An 18,182-nucleotide genomic window follows, 5' to 3' on the forward strand; every position below is an offset into this window, starting at 1 on the left:
TCATCGATGGCTTATCAATTAAGAAACGACCGTTTGATCATTGAAATTGCCGAGCTCGGCGAAGCGTATCAAGGTACCCGGTTCGATGAAGCCGGCTTCATCACCGGGATCGAGCTGGACGGCAGACACCAGTTCTGCGTGCCGGAGAGCTTGACGCCCGGCGCCGGTACGGGCGGGATCGGGTTATGCAGCGAATTTGGCATCAAGGAAGCCATCGGGTATGAGGAGACCCGGATCGGCGAGTTTTTTCCCAAGCTGGGCGTAGGGTTGTTGATCCGGCCGGATGAAGCGGATTACCGGTTCTACCGGGAATATGCATGCGAGCGCTTCGGGACGCAGGTGAAACAAGAAGGGGACTCGCGGATTGGCTTTACGACCCTGCCTAACGAATGCCGGGGATACGCTGCTCGCGTACAAAAAAACATTGAAATCTCCGGCAATCGGCTGTCTATCGAATATACGGTGGAGAATACCGGAAGCCGGACGATCTCGACCGAAGAATACAGCCATAACTTTCTCGGGTTCGATGGATATTCAGTTGGGCCGGATTATGTGCTGAGGCTGCCGTTTGCTGCGAAAATCTGGAGCGATGATCCGTCCACGTTGGACGGATTGGTGTTCGAAGGGGAGAACGTAACATGGGAACGCCGTCCGGAAAAGGACTTCTATTTCCGGATGAACCCCATCGACGGGCGTGATTATCCGTGGCTATGGGAACTGCGGCATCGTCCCAGCGGCTTGGCCGCACGCGAGCGGAGCCAGCTTCCGTTAAGCTCGGCCGCCGTTTGGGGGCATGGGCACGTCATTTCCCCGGAAATGTTCGTGGCGGTCCAGGTGGCACCGGGAGAACGGCAAAGCTGGACGCGGATCTATGAATTTAGTGGATCTAACGAATTTGGCGCCGAATAAACCTATTATCTCTTTCCCTTGATGAAGCGTTAATGTGTCATTTCTGCAAAATAGTGAATTTTTGCGAAATAACGGCTTGCTGGGAGATCGAATAGTTGCTATGATAATCGTTAATTATATTCGAAACCAGACATGGATTGTAAAGGGAAGGGATGGGGAGAAATGAGTAACAGAGCTTATAATTTTAACGCGGGTCCGGCCGCGCTGCCGTTGGAGGTCCTGGAACGGGCACAGGCGGAATTCGTCGATTTTCGCGGGACAGGCATGTCGATCATGGAGATGTCCCACCGGGGCGCCGTTTATGAATCGGTCCACAACGAAGCGGCCGAGCGTCTGTTGAAGCTGTTCGGCAATCCGTCCGGTTACCGGGTGCTGTTCCTGCAGGGCGGAGCGTCCACCCAATTCGCTATGTTGCCGATGAACCTGCTTACGGAAGGGAAGACGGCCGGTTACGTGAAGTCGGGCAGTTGGGCTGCAAAAGCGTTAAAAGAAGCCAAGCTCATCGGCGAAACCTTTGTCGCCGCTTCCTCGGAGGAAGACAAATATATGTCGCTTCCGGACGTCAGCCGCTTGAACTTGCCGGAAAACACCGCCTATCTGCATCTGACTTCGAACGAAACGATCGAAGGCACGCAGTTCCGCGAGTTCCCGGACACCGGCAGCGTTCCGCTGATCGCGGACATGTCCAGCGATATTTTGTGCCGTCCGTTCGATTTGGCTCAATTCGGGATGGTTTATGCCGGCGCGCAGAAGAATCTGGGGCCGGCCGGCGTAACCGTGGTCATCGTCCGCGAGGAGCTGCTGCGCGAATCGCCGAAGCATCTGCCGACGATGTTCCGGTACGATACGCATGCCGAGAACAACTCGCTGTACAATACACCGCCATCCTTCTCGATTTACATGGTGAATGAAGTGCTGAAATGGATCGAAGAGCAAGGCGCGCTTGAAGGCATCGAGAAGAAGAACCGGGATAAAGCCGATTTGCTTTATCAAGCGATCGACGCCAGCGGCGGTTTCTACCGTGGATGCGTCCGTCCGGAAAGCCGGTCGACGATGAACGTCACTTTCCGTTTGGCCAGCGAGGAGCTGGAGAAGCTGTTCGTGAAGGAATCGGAGAAGGAAGGGTTCGTCGGACTCAAAGGCCATCGCAGCGTCGGCGGCCTGCGCGCTTCGATTTACAACGCGGTTCCGAAAGCCAACATTCAGGCTCTTGTCGATTTTATGGCCCAGTTCCAAAAAACGCACGGATAAAGTTTTTTGCAGCTGGGCTTCCTTGGGAAAGCCCCGTACGGAGCAACCTCCAAACCCGCCTGTTCCCAGGCGGGGGTTGGAGGTTTTTTGCGGACAAAATTTGATATAATGGATCAAGTACGGTCTCAGACGGGCCGATTTTATTTATTAGGACGAGGAGTTCGATCATCATGGCCTTACATATTGTGCTGGTGGAGCCGGAAATTCCGGCCAATACGGGAAATATCGCCAGAACCTGCGCCGCGACGGGCATCCATCTGCACCTGGTGCGTCCGCTTGGTTTTCGGACGGATGACGCGACGCTGAAGCGGGCCGGCTTGGATTATTGGTATGCGGTGCATATCGAATATCACGATTCCTTTCAGGAAGTGAAGGAGAAGTATGCGGGAAGCCGGTTTTTCTTTGCCACCACCAAAGCCAAGAAACGGTACACGGATTTCGCCTTCCAGGATGAGGATTTCTTCGTATTCGGCAAAGAGACGAAAGGCTTGCCGCCGGAAATTTTGGCCGCCCATCCGGATACGGTAATGCGCATGCCGATGACGGATAAGGTCCGGTCGCTCAATTTGTCGAACTCGGCGGCCATTATCGTGTACGAGGCGCTGCGGCAGCTTGATTTTCCTGGGATGGAGTAGGTATTAGCGCAAGTCAAAAAGTCGGGTTTTCGACGTCGAACCTACTTCACAAGCTCTGCTTCGTCATGGAAAGATGACTTATTGAACAACCTGTTTAAGGGCAGAAAGTGAGATGACCTCATGAATTCGGGACAAACGGAAAAAGAAAAGATGCTCGCCGGAGAATGGTATAACGCCGGTGACGCGGAGCTGGTGGCCGCACGGCTTCACGCCCGCAGGCTGACGCGGGAATATAATGCGACCCGGGAGGATGAGCGGGAGCACAGGGCGACCCTTCTCCACGAGTTGCTTGGCGGCTGCGGCGAAGATATCTATATTGAACCGACCTTCCGCTGCGATTACGGATCGAATATTTATGTCGGCAATCATTTTTACGCCAACTTCGACTGTGTGATCTTGGACGTCTGCGAGGTGCGGATCGGGGAATATTGCTTTATGGCGCCGGGGGTACATATTTATACGGCCACCCATCCGCTCGATCCGGCCGCGCGCAACTCCGGAGCAGAATATGGCAAACCGGTGAACATCGGCAACAACGTGTGGATCGGGGGGCGGGCGGTGATCGTACCCGGGGTCACTATCGGCGATAACGCGGTGATTGCGGCCGGTGCGGTCGTAACGAAAGACGTGCCGAATGGAGCCGTGGTTGGTGGCAATCCCGCGAAAATAATTAAAAACGTGGAAAAGTAGCAGGAATCCTGAAAAAAATAGCGAAATACAATAGATTAGGTATTTGGTTCTATTTTTACATAACTTTTTTTTCAGGAGAGGTGTACAATTTTATGAAACCTGCTGGTGTGGTCCGTAAAGTGGATCAACTCGGGAGAATCGTGTTACCCAAGTCGCTGCGCAAGAGATATCAGATGAACGAAGGAGACCCCGTCGAGATTTTGGTGCAAGGGGATCACATCATTTTGGAGCGGTACCGCCCCAAGTGTGTCTTCTGCGGATCGATGGAAGGCGTGAGCGATTTCAAAGAGCGCTCGATATGCAATCAATGCCTGGTCGAAATGAGCCAACTGTCCTAGGTTCAAGCCCGGACATTCGATAGGTTTAAAAGCACCAGAGCACGCACAACAACAATAAACAAGCTTCCCGCGAGGGAAGCTTGTTTATTTGTGGTCGTTTTGTGGCAGGCCTCGCGGCCGAATGCAGCAGAGCCGCAGTCGAAGTATTCGCCAATCCACAGTCGAACCTAACGGACCGTAGCGACCCTATTTGCTGATTTCCCGGCTATTTCCCGCTGTAACGGACTCCAGAGACCTTATTGGCTCATTTGAGCGGCGTTTGGGCCCTCCTGCTCCGAAATAAGGTCTACTGGGTCCGTTAAATTCGGTAAGTCCGTTAATGGGACTGATAGCGCCTCTGGAGTCCGTTAGCGGGATGTTTGCGGAGCGTAAGCATGAGGCTACGAACGCAACGGAAGGCCCGGCTGAATGCAAGATTCAACGCCGAGCCTTCTTCATTGATTTGCTTCGTGATGGAAAGATGCCTTTTGGAGTGACCGGTTCAATCAAGGATCAAAAAGGCAGGTTTTCAGCACCGAGAAGGTTGGATGAAGCGTAGGGCATGAGTAGCGGAGCGTAGCATGAGGCTACGAGAGCAACGGAAGGCCCGGCTGAATGCAAGATTCGACGCCGAGCCTTCTTCATTGATTTGCTTCGTGATGGAAAGATGCCTTTTGGAGTGACCTCTCAAAGGCCTTTGGTTTTATCGTCGTTAAAGGCTGCCGTCAAAATCCCGCACAAAAACATAGCCAAAACGAGGGCAATAATCCAGAACGTTAAAGAGAATGACAAAGCCGAACACCTCCACGTTGTACTCCTTTCCTTAATTATACCCGGCCACGGCCTAAAAATAAATCAAAATGTGAAATATTTCATAGACAAATACGAGACGATGAGGATGTGTTGCTTATTTAAAGAACAAGAAATGGGTCGGCACCGGACGAAGCTTGCCGTCGGACGGTTTATTGACGACCCGGCCATTGACGACCAGGGAAGAGGAACCCCCGCCGTCCAGATTATAGGCATCTTGGACCCCCATTTTCGACAGCTTGTTTTGCAATTCCTCCAACGTAGCTCCGGAACGGCCCTTTTCGTTATCGCCGTCAACGACCAGCACCAGCAGCTGATCATCCTTGTAATTACCGATCACCGTACGCGGGGCGCGCAGAGGAGACGTCTTCCATTTTTGCGGGATCGGGAGCTTGACGCCGTTTTGCAGCAGGATGGGCACAAAGGAGGCGCCAAACTTCGGCTGAAGCTTGTCCAGGCTCTCTTTGTTCTGAAACCTGCCGCCGATCAGTTGGCCCGATTGGTTCATTCCGACGAAAAACAAATCCTTATACGTAGGCTCGAAGCCGTTAACGTATTTCCCGTTCAGGACCGTGGTGCTCAAAGGGTAACGTTCCCCGCGGGAATCGGCAAATCCGCCGGCGTTGATCCCGGCGACCGCACCGTGGCGTTGCACCGCTTGCTTGGTCGTCTCCGCTCCCCCCAGCTGATCCTTGCCCAGCGTCATTTGCATGGCGTCCGGCGACTTGAGTCGAATCTTCATGGCGTACCCCCGATAAGTCCCGGGATTGATCTTGTACAATTCGATGCGAATCCGGTCGCTTTCAATCGTCTCAAAGGGGACGCCCAGCTTGGAGGTAATCCGCCGGTTGTAAATCGATTCGGGCCGGGCGGCTGCGGTTTTTGCCGTCTTGACGATCGAACTCATCGTTTGGGTCGTCTTCTGGTAAAGCTCGGCCGTTTGCCGGATGGAGGAAATCGTCGTTTTGGCGTCTTTCTCCGCCTTGGTTAATCCATCCGAGATGGAAGCGGTGGTCTGGAACACTTCGGCTTCCGACGTGATGGGGTGGGGGGGCCGATTCCATTCGATGGCGGCCCCTCCGATGAAGAGAGCGATCAGCAACCCGATTAACGGACCGGTGACCAGCAAGAAAAAACGGTTGATTTGTTTAACCGGCGTGATCATTTCAGCAGGTCCATCTTTTTCTGGAGCGCGGCCAACTGCTGCTTGACCTCGCTCAATTGCGAATACAATTTGTTGCTGTTATCCGTTTTTTCGCTGCTGTTGTCCTTCGTGAATTCGAGCAATTCGTTGAACGTTTCCACCTTGCTTTGCAAATTCTTGACCTCGCCGGACAAAGCGGTTAGCTGCGCCGTATAATCCGCCTTCATTTGCTCGGCTTCGCTTTGCCATTTGGCGTCCAGTTGGTCGATCATCGATTGCTTCAAATGATTGCTATACATGTAGGCCGCAGTGGCTCCGGCGCCGATCAATAGAATCCAAATCAACAAAATCAAGGCTACGGAAGGCCGCCGTGTCTTCCTGCTGCGACTCGTTTCAGTGACGGTTGCAGGTTCCGTAGAGTAAGGCATGGTAAATCACCTCAAAAATTAATAAAAGTGGTTATGATGCAGTTCTCATTCTATCATGTCGACACTAGGTTCGCAAAAATGATAGATTTGGCAAAACTTCGACAGCTTCAAGCAGAATGCGCGGTTTGGCCCCCGTTGCCTGGAAAATTTGTCCTAGGGTACAATCGCATATACAGGCAAATGGAAACGGGGTGTACGTGTGGATACGGGTTTGGAAATGCTGAAGCGCCGGCTACCGCCGGCTTTTGCCCGGGAGATCGAAGACGGGCTGCGGGAAGGCAACCTGATCTCGTTGGCGGGGCCGCAGGGGATGGGGAGCGGTATGCGCCTGGATCGGGAATCCGGCGCGGACGGCAAGGGACAAGACGGGGAGCCGGCGGGGAGCAACGGGGCTAGCGCGCTGCTGGATTGGCTGGCTTCGGCATACGAAGAAGCCGAAGGCATCCGCACGGACCCGCAGCAGTGGATGCTGGCCGAAAGCGCCGATGGGGCGCTTGACCTGCTGCTGCGGGCGCTCGTTCCCGGCGGCGGCACGGTGCTCGTCGAGACGCCGGCCGCGCCGGAGGCGCTGGAGCTGCTGCGTCGCCGCGGAATCCGGGCCGTCCCGGTAGCCTGCGACCGCGACGGCATGCTGCCGGACGATCTGCGGCGGAAAGTCGAGGCGGCCGGGGGACGGCCCGCTTTGGCATACGTGACGCCGCATTATTCGAACCCGTCCGGCCGGGTATGGAGCCGGCAGCGCAAGCTGGCGCTGCTTGAGTTCAGCGAGCGGCTCGGGCTGCCGGTCGTGGTTGATGATACGGCGAGCCTGGTGCCGTTCGCCGAAGGAATCCCTGCCGCCGGAAGGGAGGAGCCGGGGGAGCCTGCGGTGCCTGCCGCCGATGGGAGCGAGCCGGAGGAAAAGGACATATCGAAGAACCGGAAAGAGAGCGAGGTAGAGTACAGGGGGGAGGGGGGAGCCGAAGCGGATACGACATCGCTATATGTGCTGCGCCAACAAGCGAGCCTTGGGGGAGCGGAGATCCTCGGCCTCGGCTCCCTGGAACGGACGCTGACGCCGCAGCTGCCGCTGGCCTGGCTGCGCGGCGAAGCAAAAACGATGGAACGGCTGCGCCGCGTTCCATCGCCGGGCAGCTCCAGCGCCGCGGGGGCGGCCGTGGCCGAGCGAGCCGGGCGGCTCCGCGCCTGGCTCGCCCAGCCGCCGGGGCGCGGGCGAGCCGCCGCCGAGGCTGCGGCGGCGTATGCCGCGCGGCGCGCGCTCGCGCTGGAGCTGCTGCAGGCGCCCGCCTGGCGCGGCGCCTGCGCGGAGGACCCCGGCGGTGGGCTGTTCCTCTGGCTGCGCCTGCCCGCCGGGGTCTCCAGCGAAGCGCTGCTGCGCGCTTCGCTGCTGGAAGGCACCGCGTTCCTGCCGGGGACGCTGTGCTACGCCAAAGAGCCGGATGATCGTTACATCCGGCTCACCGTCGCCGCGCACGAACCGGCGCGGCTGCGCGAAGGGCTGGCGCGCCTCACCGCCGCCCTCGCCGAGTTCACGGGGCGTTTCGCGGACGAGTAGATTTCTGTGATTTTGAGAAATCCGGACTTTTCCTTGGGAATAACTGCATACTTGCAGCTATTCCCCCCACCGGCCCCAACGCCCGCGTTTTCTCTGAAGATTGCCGTAATAGCGCCATTTTCTTCTACTATTAGGTTCACTTAAGATTTTCAACCGCTCGCTTTAGCTCCTAGAGGCTAGAGGCAGTCAGTCCGCCTCCCCTTCGCCCTCTTCTTCCCGCTCTGTGGCCGCCGCCGCCCGACGCCACCCGTCGACGACGTGGGCGTACGCTCGCAAGCCTTCCGCTCCGGCCGGTGTCAACGTGTAGCGCCCGCGGACGACGCGGCGAAACCAGCCGTAGTAGTCGCGCTGCAGGATCGCGGCAGCGCTGCCGACGCCGCTGCGGTCGCGCGCGTCCTTCGGCGACGTCTCGCCCCCGGCCTCCTCGATGGCGAGCGCCACGCGTAACGCCCGTTCGCGGTAGGCCGTCACCAGCTTGGTGCCGGTGCTGCCGCCGATGTTGTAGTCGCCGCTGCGTTCGTGGAACTCGTGCAGCAGCTTGTCCGCCCGGCGTTTCACCACCTTCGGCCCCGGCGTATACAAGGCTTCGTTCCCCGGCGAGCACAGGATTTCCACGAACGCGGGTTTCGTTTTATACCGGGTTACCGCAATCAGGCCCAATCCCAGCCGGCGGCAGAGCAGCGTAATTTCGCTCCATCGCTGGTTATGCGCCCCTTTTTTGGCGCGGTTGCGCTCTACGGCCAGGTACACCTCCGAACTCAGTCGCTGGCGTTCCATTCCCTGCAGCAGCAGGGGAAGATTAAACGTCTTTTTCATCTCCACAATCAGCGGATCGCCGCCGCCGGGCCGAACGCCAACCAGGTCGCAATGCCGCACCTCGCCTTTGATTTCATACCCCCGCGCCTCAAAAAAAGCCTTCAGCGGAGCGTACAATTCCGTCTCATGCTGTACCGCCATGACGATCCCCTTTTCATTCCCATGATCATGTCCAAATTATATCACAAAGCTCAATTCCTACTTTTTCCATCCGAATATTTTCATCGGAAAAAAGGTCAACTTCTCCCGTCCCGGCGCATAGGAATGTAATACACTTTTTATCGTGGAAGCTCCATATTCTGATCAGGCAACATCTAAAGATCGGGGACGCGGGAGAACCCCCAAAGCGGGAGTACAGGAGGTACCTAACATGGACATTTTTGAGCGTATAGCGGCTTACCGGGCGGAGAGCGACTCCTTGTCGTGGAGCGGCACATTTAAAGATTATGTCGAACTGTTGGCCAAAGACCCTTCGCCGGCGATGACCGCCCATGCCCGGGTTTACGAAATGATCAAGTCGTATGGCATAGAAGAAGAGGACGGCAGGAAAAGGTATAAATTTTTTGAGCAGGAAATCTTCGGGCTCGATCGGGCCATCGAAAAGCTGGTCGAGGAATATTTTCACTCCGCCGCCCGCCGGCTCGACGTGCGCAAGCGGATCCTGCTTCTGATGGGGCCCGTCAGCGGAGGCAAATCCACGCTCGTGACGCTGCTGAAGCGCGGGCTCGAGAAGTTTTCCCGGACCGATAAAGGGGCCGTGTACGCCATCGCCGGGTGCCCGATGCATGAGGACCCGCTTCACCTCGTTCCGCATGAACTCCGTCCGGACGTAGAGAAGACGCTGGGTGTCCGGATCGAAGGCAATCTATGCCCCGTATGCCAAATGAGGCTGAAGACGGAATACGGCGGCGACATCGAGAACGTCAAGGTCGAGCGGGTGCTCTTGTCCGAAGACGACCGCATCGGGATCGGCACGTTCAGCCCGTCGGACCCGAAGTCGCAGGACATCGCCGATCTGACCGGCAGCATCGATTTTTCCACGATTACCGAATACGGATCGGAATCCGATCCGCGAGCGTACCGCTTTGACGGCGAACTGAACAAGGCCAACCGCGGCTTGATGGAATTCCAGGAGATGCTGAAATGCGACGAGAAGTTTCTGTGGAACCTGCTGTCCCTGACGCAGGAGGGGAACTTCAAAGCGGGGCGGTTCGCGTTGATTTCGGCCGACGAGCTGATTATCGCGCACACCAACGAAGCGGAGTACAAATCGTTTATCGCCAATAAGAAAAACGAGGCGCTGCAGTCGCGGATGATCGTCATGCCGATCCCCTACAACCTCAAGGTGTCGCAGGAGGAGAAAATTTACGCCAAGCTGATCGGTCAAAGCGATATGAGCCACATTCATATTGCCCCGCATGCCCTAAGGTCCGCGGCGATCTTCTCCATCTTGACCCGGTTGAAGGAAACGAAGAAGCAAGGCGTCGATCTGGTGAAAAAAATGCGCCTCTACGACGGCGAAGAAGTCGAGGGCTACAAGGACGCCGATTTGAAGGAGCTGCAAAACGAGTACCTGGAAGAGGGCATGTCCGGCGTCGATCCGCGTTACGTCATCAATCGGATTTCCAGCGCGCTGATCAAGCAGGATTTGCATTGCATGGGCGCCCTGGATATTTTGCGGGCGATCAAGGACGGTCTGGACCAGCATGCTTCGATCACGAGGGAAGAACGCGAACGCTACCTGAATTTTATCAGCATTGCCCGCAAGGAATACGACGAACTGGCCAAAAAAGAAGTGCAAAAAGCGTTCGTTTACTCATTCGAGGAATCGGCGCGAACCTTGTTCGAGAACTACCTCGACAATATCGAGGCGTTCTGCAACTGGACGAAAATCCGCGATCCGCTCACCGACGAGGAGATGGATCCCGACGAGCGGCTGATGCGCTCGATCGAAGAGCAAATCGGCATCTCGGAAAACGCCAAAAAGGCGTTCAGAGAGGAAATTCTGATCCGCATCTCCGCGTATTCGCGCAAAGGGCGGAAATTCGAATATAACCACCACGACCGGCTGCGGGAAGCGATCGAGAAGAAGCTGTTCGCCGACCTCAAGGACATTGTCAAAATCACGACCTCGACCAAAACGCCGGACGAAAACCAGCTCAAACGCATCAACGAGGTCAGCAAACGGCTGATCGACGAGCACGGCTATTGCCCGGTATGCGCCAATGAATTGCTGCGATATGTGGGGAGTTTGCTGAACCGGTAGCGTAGCGTTTAGGGGGAACATAAAATGGATAGAGATTTCGGGAATCCATTCTATTTATGGTTAAACAAGCAAGAAGAATAAGGGGATTTGTCGAGTTGTGCAAGGCCTCACCGCCCCCTGGGTATTCGCATACGATAATTTGAACTTGAAAGAAACCTTGGAGGCGAAGAACGAATGAGTGTTCAACCGTGGGGGTATCCTCAGCAGCGCATCGTTTATCAGGCGGACCCGCAATCCGCCCCGCATTTGCGGTCGATCCGCGATCGGGTGCAAGGCATCTGCCGGCAGCATGTTAACCAGAGAGTTCGCATCGAAACGATGGACGGTCATGTGCATGTCGGCCGAATCGTCAGTTGCCAGGGCGGGATGATTCATTTGGCCGTACCGCGGTACGGGGGACAGCGTGCTTTTGGGGTTCCTTTTTGGGGTCCGAGTCCAAGCGATGAGACGATTTTGACGCTGGTGCTCTACGAGCTGTTGGTCATCGCCTTGCTGTCCTGACGAGTTCCGCAGGCACAACAAAAGCCGCCGAAGCTAGGCTCCGGGCGGCTCTTTTTTCGTTTTGAAACCAACAAGATGCAAAACCATCGGATGCTCTAAACGTTAGGACTCCGATGGTTTGCTTTCATTAAACAATCGTTCCAAAGCGTTGAGTGGGCCTTGTACTGATTTTATTCCAAATCCCCGGAGTGTCGCGATCAAAGAAAGAATGACGGTAGGGACGGGTTGGGTTTTGTTCAGCTCATGATCGAGCACAAGCAAATAGGAATCCCATTCGTCCCGACGCGGCTTATCCAGTTCCATCTGCTCAATCAACTTATGGATTTGATCAAGGTACGCTCTCCACATGGGGCAAGCTTCACCTTTTCCGTGGATCTCGAAAAATCGTTTGATCGATGCTTCATCTATTACAGGGGGCTTTTGTTTGCTCATCATTCCACTCATGCAATCATCCAGCCGTTCCATGACGAAGGGAAGGATTTGGCCGGTGGCGATTCCCATGGGATTCATCAATACCGCATAGTGTTGTGTGATTCCCAATAAAAGTGTAGCGCAATCCCAGACATACGGTTCGCTGGATTTGCCATAAATATCGTACAGACTATTTGACAGCCAAGTTAGCATGTCGTCTCGGAACCCCCAGAGGAGCGGCGTTACCTCACTATTGATCAGAGCCGTCGATTCATGGACAAGGATCCAAAACACGTCATGATATTCGCTGCTTAACTCTAGTTGAATCTGGATCAGCTTCTCTACCTTCGCTTGTGCGGGCAAGCGGCTGTCGGACACGACAGTTCGGCATTGTTCACTGACTCTGTCCAGGACGAGCTGCAGGGCTGAAACAAACAGATCCTCTTTCGATTTGAAATATACGTATAAGGAGCCCTTGGCAATGCCGATTTGATCGACGATATCCTGAATAGAAGTGGCACTAAACCCTTTTTGTGCGAACAACCTCAGGGCGGTATCCAGAATGAGTTGTTTTTTATCGTGCACGTTGACACTTCCCTCATTAATATGCTCCTGTGTACGCCGGCCGACCGGTCGGTGCAGATCAAAGGCGGATCGTTAATGACCGGGCGTTCGGTTTAGCTTGAAATGGAGCTCTATTAAATTGATTTTACGCTGTCCTACCGGTATAATCAAGGATGAAACTGACCGTTCATTCATAGCTTTATTACGTATTATCGAATTTTTATACAAAGATTTGGGGAGCAGGGGAGTGTAAAGAAACATGCAAAAGTTGATGAAAATAGCGCTTTTGTCCATGGCGCTAGCGGTGGTGGCGGCCGGCTGCGGAGCGGGCCAACCTTTAGCCGGACAAACGGAAAACAAACAAACACCGGTACAGGTGATTCCCGTCGAAACGGGATCTTTGTACCTCCAGAGCGACATGATCGGAACGACCCAGCCTTCGGCGGAGAGCAGCGTTACGCCCAAGATGGGCGGCGAACTGGTGGAATTGAACGTCGAAAAAAACAAAACCGTCAAAAAAGGGGCCGTGCTGGGGCGGATTGACAGCGTCGATTTAAATTTGCAGTTGGAATTGGCCCAGATTAACCTGGAACAAGCCCAGCTCCAGTATAAAACTTTGAATATGACGAACGGCGACGACGTTCAGCTTGAACAAGCCCGTTCCAATGTCGAACAAGCCCAGATCCGCGTGAAGCAGGCGGAAATGGCTTTGGATAACGCGAACATTATAGCCCCGATCTCCGGCACGGTCGTTGAAGTGAACGCGAAGGTAGGGGAAATGGTCGCTGCCGGCAATCCGTTAGTTAAAATCGTCAACCTTCATCCGATTCAAATTAAGGCGAGCATCGGGGCTACCGATATGCTGAAACTGCAAAATAAAAAAGAAATGAACCTCTCATTGCCGGATATCGGCAAAACATTGACCGCTCAAATCACCCACATTTCTCCGGTAGCGCAAAACGGCTTCTATACGGCGGAATTTGAAGCGGACAACGCGGATGGAACCATTAAATCCGGTATGACGGCGATCCTCTCGACGGAAGAAGCGCTTGTTACCGATGCGCTGCTTGTGCCTACCCGGTCGATCGTAGACAGGGGGAGCGAAAGCTTCATCTTCGTTGTCCGCGAAGGCATTGCCGCCGAAGTGCCGGTCGAAGTGGTGGAATCCCAGTCCGAGAAGTCGGCGGTTAAGGGGGACGTGAAGGAAGGCGAACAGGTCGTTGTCAAAGGGCAACTGACGTTATCCGACGGGGATCAAGTCAAGGTCATCAAGGAGGCGCAGTGATTTGAAACTAATAGAAGTATCCGTCAAGCGCCCGATCGGTGTGTTGATGATCGTGATTGCCGTCGTATCCTTAGGTTTGTTTAGCTTAAGAAGCCTGGCGGTGGACCTGTTTCCGAAGATCGACCTGCCGATCGCCGTAGTTGCCACCTCCTACTCGGGGGCCGCACCGGAGGAGGTCGAAAAGCTCGTGAGCAGCCCGCTGGAGGGAGCGATGGGCTCGATCCAGGGAATTGACACCATTCAATCCCAGTCGCAGGTCGGCGCTTCGATGATCATCATGCAGTTTAAAACCGGGACCAATCTGGATAACGCTTTGTTGGAGGTTCGCGAAAAAGTCGATCAGGTCAAAGGAATGCTGCCGGAGGATGCCAACGATCCTTCCGTTTTGAGGTTCGACCCGCAGCAGATGCCGATCCTCACGCTCAGCTTGTCCGGCCAAGATGCGGCTATTTTGCAGAATATTGCCGAAGATACGGTCGTGCCGTTCTTGGAGAGGCAAAAAGGGGTTGCATCCGTCAGCGTTCAAGGGGGAAAAACCCGGGAAATTCGCGTGGAGCTTGACCAGGCCAAAATGCAGCAATACGGTATCGGTGCAAGTCAGGTCATCCAGGCGATCGGCGCGGAGAACCGCTCGGCCTCTGTCGGTTCGGTACAAAAGGGCGCCGAGGAACAGCAAATTCGCGTTCTGGGGGAGTACGCTTCCCTGGCGGATTTGGAGAATACAATCATTCATTTGCAAACCGGCGCTACGATTAAGGTTGGCGATGTCGCGGTCATTCGGGACACCTTCGCCGAGCAAACCTCACTTTCTTACGTGAACGGGGAGCCGGCGTTGCTTCTGTCCGTACAAAAGCAGTCGGACGCCAACACGGTGGAAGCCGCGGAGGCCGTTACGGCGGCGCTTGAGAAGCTGAGAGCGGATCTTCCCCAAAGCACCAAATTGAACGTCACGATGGATACCTCGGAGATCATTAACCAGTCAATCAATAGCGTCATCAATAATATGTTGACCGGCGCCGTGTTGTCCGTCGTTGTTTTGCTCCTGTTCTTGCGGAACATACGCTCTACGTTGGTCATTTCGCTGTCGATCCCGATTGCGGTCATCGCCACGTTTACGTTGATGTATTTTTCCGGACAAACGTTGAATATCATCTCGATGGGCGGTTTGGCGCTTGGTGTCGGGATGATGGTCGACAGTTCGATCGTTATTCTGGAAAATATATTCTCTTACCGGCAGCGCGGGTACTCCGTAAAGGATGCAGCCGTCAAAGGGGCGTCCGAGCTCGGCTCGGCGGTGATTGCTTCAACGTTGACGACGCTGGTCGTGTTTTTGCCGATGACGTTCGTCCAGGGGCTTGCCGCAGACATCTTTATGCCCATGGCCTTGTCGGTTACGTTTTCGCTCATCGCATCGCTGGTGGTCGCGATTACGCTTGTTCCCACGTTATCCTCCAAGATGCTGGCTCGGGTCAAGCTTCAATCGGAGAAAAAGGAAAATGGGTTGGACCGGTTCGGCGGGCGTATCCTAGCCGCCTATAAAAAGGCGCTTCGCTGGGTGCTCTCGCACCGCAAAACCACCGTTAGCGTGACGCTTGTGCTGCTTATCGGTTCATTTGCGTTAACTCCTTTTATCGGCGCGGAGTTTATGCCCGCTGCCGACCAGGGACAATTCCAGATAACGGTGGAAACGCCAAACGGCACCTCGCTTGAGGAAACGAAAAAAGCTACGGATGAAATCACCGAATTATTGACGCCTTACGAAGCGATTTTGGAGAGCGTCAACGTTTCGGTCGGCGGCAGCAATGACGGATTAGGCGGGAGCGCGAATACGGCAACCGTCTCGGTGGAACTCGTCCCCTCCGGAGAACGGGAGATCAGCACGACGGAGGTAGTGCAGGCGATCAATGCCGGCACCGACAACATTGCCGGGGCGGAGATTACGGTCAGCGAAATGCAGACCGGATTGGGCGGAGGGGCCGCCATCCAGATCGGCATCTCCGGGCAAGATTACGATGTGCTTAAGGAGCTTGGCGATCAAGTCGTTTGGTCGTTGGCCGAAATCAAAGGCATCTATAACCCGACCTCCTCAGCGTCCAGCGGTGGTTCGGAGCTGAATATCGTGGTCAACCGCGACATTGCGGCACATTACGGGCTTACTTACCAGCAGGTCATGAGCGAAATCAGCGTGGCCATGAAAGGCCAGGTCGCGACGCGATATCGCGAGGGCGGAGATGAAATCGACGTCAAGGTGACGTTGCCGGAGGACACTTATGCCGATCTGTCGGCGTTAAACCGGCTGACCTTGCGAACGCCTGGCGGGGAGCTTATCCCGCTGGCGGTCCTGGCCGATTTTGAACAAGTTGAAGGCCCGGTCATGATCCAGCGGGAGAATCAGCAGCGGCAGATTAATATTACCAGCGATGTCGTCGGCCGCGATTTGGGGAGCGTGTCCGGTGAAGTGACTCGATTGCTCGCCGGCATGAATTTCCCGGACGGCTATTCCTATTCGTTTGGCGGGCAGTCCCAAGATATGATGGAGTCGTTCGCCGATCTCGGAGCGGCGCTGCTGTTTGCCATCGTGTTAGTTTATATCGTGATGGCGGTACAGTTCGAATCGCTGCTGTATCCGTTCGTTATTATGTTCTCGTTGCCCACAACGGTAATCGGGGTCATCCTAGGGTTGTTTGTCACCCGCACACCGCTTAGTATCACGGTTCTGATCGGATTGATCATGCTGGCGGGGATTGTCGTCAATAACGCGATTATCCTTGTCGATTACGTCAATACGCTGCGGGGCCGAGGACTTGAACGAGAAGCGGCCATTTTGGAAGGTGCGCCGTCACGGGTTCGTCCGATCTTTATGACCACGGCAACCACCGTGCTAGGATTGTTGCCGCTCGCCTTCGGGATTGGGGAAGGCGCGGAAATGCAGGCGCCCATGGCCATTACGGTTATTTTCGGACTGTCGTTTTCCACGCTGCTTACCTTGTTTTTCGTACCGGTCATGTACACGATTGCCGATAACATGAGCAACTGGTTTGGTCGCGTTGTTCTGCGCAGAAAACCCGAAACCGACGTGCCGGTAACTCCGGGCGGCGGCAACACGGCAATGTAGTTTGTCATACCGCCCGATCAATAGATCCGGGCGGTTCTTCTTTACGATGCGTTCAAATCATCTTCCTTACATGCTTCTGCCCGTCATAGGAGAACATCGCCCGCTTCTCCTCCACCACCGTCTCGAGATGCACGGGGCGGCCCCACAGCTTGTAGACATGGGGGAGCGTATGCTCCAGATATTTCAGGTCGAGCTCAAGCCCCTCGTACTGATGCTTCAGCAGCAGCTCGCCGGAGCGCAGGTAGTCGCCGTCCTGGACAACGATATACGGAGATCCGCCGTTTACGCGGGAGGCGACCAACTGGTCGCGGATATTCTCCCATGTTTTGTCGGTGATTCTCCACTCCGGCCCGTGCTTCTCGAAAATGTACAAGTCCAAGTCGCGGACGAGCTCCTTGGTCAGATAACTGCGAAGGAACGAAATGTCGGAGTCGAGCTCACGCACCTCGAAGATTTTCTCGCGGCCTTGCCCGGGCTCGCGGCCCAAGCGGCGGCGCTCCTCCTCGGTCGGGTGATCCCAGCGGCGCTCGATGTCCTCGAAAATCTTGAGCCCGAGGTAATACGGGTTCAGGCTTTGCCGCGACGGCTGGACGACCGAGGCGTTCAGCTTGGCGAATTCGACCGTTTCGTCGCTGGTCAGGTCGAGCTCGCGGATAATGCGCTGATGCCAGTAGGAAGCCCATCCCTCGTTCATGATTTTCGTCTCCATCTGCGGCCAGAAATACAGCATTTCTTCGCGCAGCATGCTCATGATGTCCCGTTGCCAATCCTCCAGCGCTTCCGAATATTCCTGAATGAACCAGACGATATCCTTCTCCGGCTCGGGCGGAAAGGGAACGGCGCTCTCTTTGGCTTCCCCGGTGCGCCCGCCCGGCTTCTCGTCCAGCGACCACAGGTCGTCGTATTCGCCCGCTTTAACCGGTTCGCGCCGCCCGCTCTTGGCCCGGCGCAGCTTCTCTTCCATTTGTCTGCGTTTATCGTACCGCATCGGCTTGATCAATTGCGGGTCGACATGCTCCTGGATCGCGAGCACGGCATCGATGAAGCTTTCCACCGTTTCCGCACCGTAAGCCAGTTCATAGCGACTGATCCGCTCGGCGGTGGCGGACATGCTCTCCACCATATCCCGGTTGGTGGCGGAGAAGCGGACGTTATTTTTGAAGAAATCGCAATGCGCCAGCACGTGGGCGACGATCAGCTTGTTCTGGATCAGCGAATTGCCCTCCAGCAAAAAGGCGTAACACGGGTTCGAGTTGATGACGAGCTCGTAGATTTTGCTGAGTCCGAAATCGTATTGCATCTTCATCTTGTTAAACGTTTTGCCGAAGCTCCAGTGCGAGAAGCGGGTCGGCATCCCGTAAGCGCCAAACGTATAGATGATATCGGCAGGGCATATTTCGTAGCGCATCGGATAATAGTCGAGCCCGAAGGAGTCGGCGATTTCCATGATTTCCGCGATGGCGTATTCGAGCTGCTCCATTTCGC

Annotated in this window: 15 protein-coding genes; 10 read left to right on the top strand and 5 right to left on the bottom strand. The window is 55.3% G+C overall.

The window, feature by feature from the left end; genetic code table 11:
- Positions 1 to 6: 6 nt before the first annotated feature.
- The 5 genes from ACZF99_RS07205 to ACZF99_RS07225 all read left to right on the top strand — a co-directional run bounded on the left by ACZF99_RS07205 (position 7) and on the right by ACZF99_RS07225 (position 3,823).
- Positions 7 to 909 carry a hypothetical protein gene (locus tag ACZF99_RS07205; RefSeq protein WP_483610340.1) on the top strand — a complete coding sequence of 301 codons (903 nt, stop codon included), beginning with the start codon at positions 7 to 9 and terminating at the stop codon, positions 907 to 909.
- A 162-nt stretch (positions 910 to 1,071) separates the two neighbouring features.
- On the top strand, positions 1,072 to 2,160 hold the full coding sequence (gene serC, locus ACZF99_RS07210) for a 3-phosphoserine/phosphohydroxythreonine transaminase (RefSeq protein WP_483610342.1): 1,089 nt from the start codon (positions 1,072 to 1,074) through the stop codon (positions 2,158 to 2,160).
- 170 nt (positions 2,161 to 2,330) lie between these two features.
- Positions 2,331 to 2,795, top strand: coding sequence for a tRNA (uridine(34)/cytosine(34)/5-carboxymethylaminomethyluridine(34)-2'-O)-methyltransferase TrmL (trmL, locus tag ACZF99_RS07215; RefSeq protein ID WP_483610344.1), 465 nt, complete (start codon positions 2,331 to 2,333; stop codon positions 2,793 to 2,795).
- A gap of 120 nt (positions 2,796 to 2,915) precedes the next feature.
- A complete protein-coding gene (locus ACZF99_RS07220; protein WP_483610346.1) occupies positions 2,916 to 3,485 on the top strand; it encodes a maltose acetyltransferase domain-containing protein in 570 nt (189 codons plus the stop codon).
- Positions 3,486 to 3,577: 92 nt separating this feature from the next.
- Positions 3,578 to 3,823, top strand: coding sequence for an AbrB/MazE/SpoVT family DNA-binding domain-containing protein (locus tag ACZF99_RS07225; protein WP_155607094.1), 246 nt, complete (start codon positions 3,578 to 3,580; stop codon positions 3,821 to 3,823).
- 886 nt (positions 3,824 to 4,709) lie between these two features.
- Here the strand turns inward: ACZF99_RS07225 and ACZF99_RS07230 are convergent.
- Positions 4,710 to 5,777, bottom strand: a complete 1,068-nt coding sequence (locus ACZF99_RS07230; RefSeq protein ID WP_483610348.1) for a phosphodiester glycosidase family protein — start codon at positions 5,775 to 5,777, stop codon at positions 4,710 to 4,712.
- Positions 5,774 to 6,184 (bottom strand): hypothetical protein, encoded by a 411-nt coding sequence (locus ACZF99_RS07235; RefSeq protein ID WP_483610350.1) that lies wholly within the window; start codon positions 6,182 to 6,184, stop codon positions 5,774 to 5,776. The genes ACZF99_RS07230 and ACZF99_RS07235 overlap by 4 nt, the downstream gene beginning before the upstream one ends.
- A 217-nt stretch (positions 6,185 to 6,401) precedes the next feature.
- Between ACZF99_RS07235 and ACZF99_RS07240 the strand changes: the two genes are divergently transcribed.
- A complete protein-coding gene (locus ACZF99_RS07240) occupies positions 6,402 to 7,739 on the top strand; it encodes an aminotransferase class I/II-fold pyridoxal phosphate-dependent enzyme (protein WP_483612592.1) in 1,338 nt (445 codons plus the stop codon).
- A 186-nt stretch (positions 7,740 to 7,925) separates the two neighbouring features.
- Here ACZF99_RS07240 and ACZF99_RS07245 read toward each other — a convergent pair whose 3' ends face one another.
- Positions 7,926 to 8,696 (bottom strand): DUF2161 family putative PD-(D/E)XK-type phosphodiesterase, encoded by a 771-nt coding sequence (locus ACZF99_RS07245; protein ID WP_483610352.1) that lies wholly within the window; start codon positions 8,694 to 8,696, stop codon positions 7,926 to 7,928.
- 229 nt (positions 8,697 to 8,925) lie between these two features.
- On the opposite strand from ACZF99_RS07245, the gene ACZF99_RS07250 reads away from it, so the two are divergent.
- Both ACZF99_RS07250 and ACZF99_RS07255 read left to right on the top strand, forming a co-directional pair.
- The gene (locus ACZF99_RS07250) at positions 8,926 to 10,821 is read left to right on the top strand and encodes a PrkA family serine protein kinase (RefSeq protein ID WP_483610353.1); all 1,896 of its coding nucleotides are present in this window, start codon (positions 8,926 to 8,928) and stop codon (positions 10,819 to 10,821) included.
- Between the two features lie 174 nt (positions 10,822 to 10,995).
- Positions 10,996 to 11,322, top strand: coding sequence for a hypothetical protein (locus ACZF99_RS07255; protein ID WP_483610355.1), 327 nt, complete (start codon positions 10,996 to 10,998; stop codon positions 11,320 to 11,322).
- A 102-nt stretch (positions 11,323 to 11,424) separates the two neighbouring features.
- Here ACZF99_RS07255 and ACZF99_RS07260 read toward each other — a convergent pair whose 3' ends face one another.
- The gene (locus tag ACZF99_RS07260) at positions 11,425 to 12,318 is read right to left on the bottom strand and encodes a TetR/AcrR family transcriptional regulator (RefSeq protein ID WP_483610357.1); all 894 of its coding nucleotides are present in this window, start codon (positions 12,316 to 12,318) and stop codon (positions 11,425 to 11,427) included.
- A 238-nt stretch (positions 12,319 to 12,556) separates the two neighbouring features.
- On the opposite strand from ACZF99_RS07260, the gene ACZF99_RS07265 reads away from it, so the two are divergent.
- Both ACZF99_RS07265 and ACZF99_RS07270 read left to right on the top strand, forming a co-directional pair.
- Complete coding sequence (locus tag ACZF99_RS07265; protein WP_483610359.1) at positions 12,557 to 13,582, top strand: efflux RND transporter periplasmic adaptor subunit; 1,026 nt, start codon at positions 12,557 to 12,559, stop codon at positions 13,580 to 13,582.
- Between the two features lies 1 nt (position 13,583).
- Positions 13,584 to 16,697, top strand: coding sequence for an efflux RND transporter permease subunit (locus tag ACZF99_RS07270; RefSeq protein WP_483610361.1), 3,114 nt, complete (start codon positions 13,584 to 13,586; stop codon positions 16,695 to 16,697).
- 52 nt (positions 16,698 to 16,749) lie between these two features.
- Here the strand turns inward: ACZF99_RS07270 and ACZF99_RS07275 are convergent, their stop codons facing one another.
- Positions 16,750 to 18,177, bottom strand: coding sequence for a SpoVR family protein (locus tag ACZF99_RS07275; protein WP_483612594.1), 1,428 nt, complete (start codon positions 18,175 to 18,177; stop codon positions 16,750 to 16,752).
- Positions 18,178 to 18,182: the final 5 nt, after the last annotated feature.

The sequence above is a fragment of the Paenibacillus sp. JL3B1040 genome (assembly GCF_057063165.1).

What these genes read in the sequence shown, in the direction of transcription:
- trmL (WP_483610344.1), top strand. Translation starts at nt 2,331, where the DNA reads ATGGCCTTACATATTGTGCTGGTGGAGCCGGAAATTCCGGCCAATACG.
- ACZF99_RS07275 (WP_483612594.1), bottom strand. Translation starts at nt 18,177, where the DNA reads ATGGAGCAGCTCGAATACGCCATCGCGGAAATCATGGAAATCGCCGAC.
- serC (WP_483610342.1), top strand. Translation starts at nt 1,072, where the DNA reads ATGAGTAACAGAGCTTATAATTTTAACGCGGGTCCGGCCGCGCTGCCG.
- ACZF99_RS07235 (WP_483610350.1), bottom strand. Translation starts at nt 6,184, where the DNA reads ATGCCTTACTCTACGGAACCTGCAACCGTCACTGAAACGAGTCGCAGC.
- ACZF99_RS07205 (WP_483610340.1), top strand. Translation starts at nt 7, where the DNA reads ATGGCTTATCAATTAAGAAACGACCGTTTGATCATTGAAATTGCCGAG.
- ACZF99_RS07230 (WP_483610348.1), bottom strand. Translation starts at nt 5,777, where the DNA reads ATGATCACGCCGGTTAAACAAATCAACCGTTTTTTCTTGCTGGTCACC.
- ACZF99_RS07225 (WP_155607094.1), top strand. Translation starts at nt 3,578, where the DNA reads ATGAAACCTGCTGGTGTGGTCCGTAAAGTGGATCAACTCGGGAGAATC.
- ACZF99_RS07265 (WP_483610359.1), top strand. Translation starts at nt 12,557, where the DNA reads ATGCAAAAGTTGATGAAAATAGCGCTTTTGTCCATGGCGCTAGCGGTG.
- ACZF99_RS07255 (WP_483610355.1), top strand. Translation starts at nt 10,996, where the DNA reads ATGAGTGTTCAACCGTGGGGGTATCCTCAGCAGCGCATCGTTTATCAG.
- ACZF99_RS07240 (WP_483612592.1), top strand. Translation starts at nt 6,402, where the DNA reads ATGCTGAAGCGCCGGCTACCGCCGGCTTTTGCCCGGGAGATCGAAGAC.
- ACZF99_RS07250 (WP_483610353.1), top strand. Translation starts at nt 8,926, where the DNA reads ATGGACATTTTTGAGCGTATAGCGGCTTACCGGGCGGAGAGCGACTCC.
- ACZF99_RS07245 (WP_483610352.1), bottom strand. Translation starts at nt 8,696, where the DNA reads ATGGCGGTACAGCATGAGACGGAATTGTACGCTCCGCTGAAGGCTTTT.
- ACZF99_RS07220 (WP_483610346.1), top strand. Translation starts at nt 2,916, where the DNA reads ATGAATTCGGGACAAACGGAAAAAGAAAAGATGCTCGCCGGAGAATGG.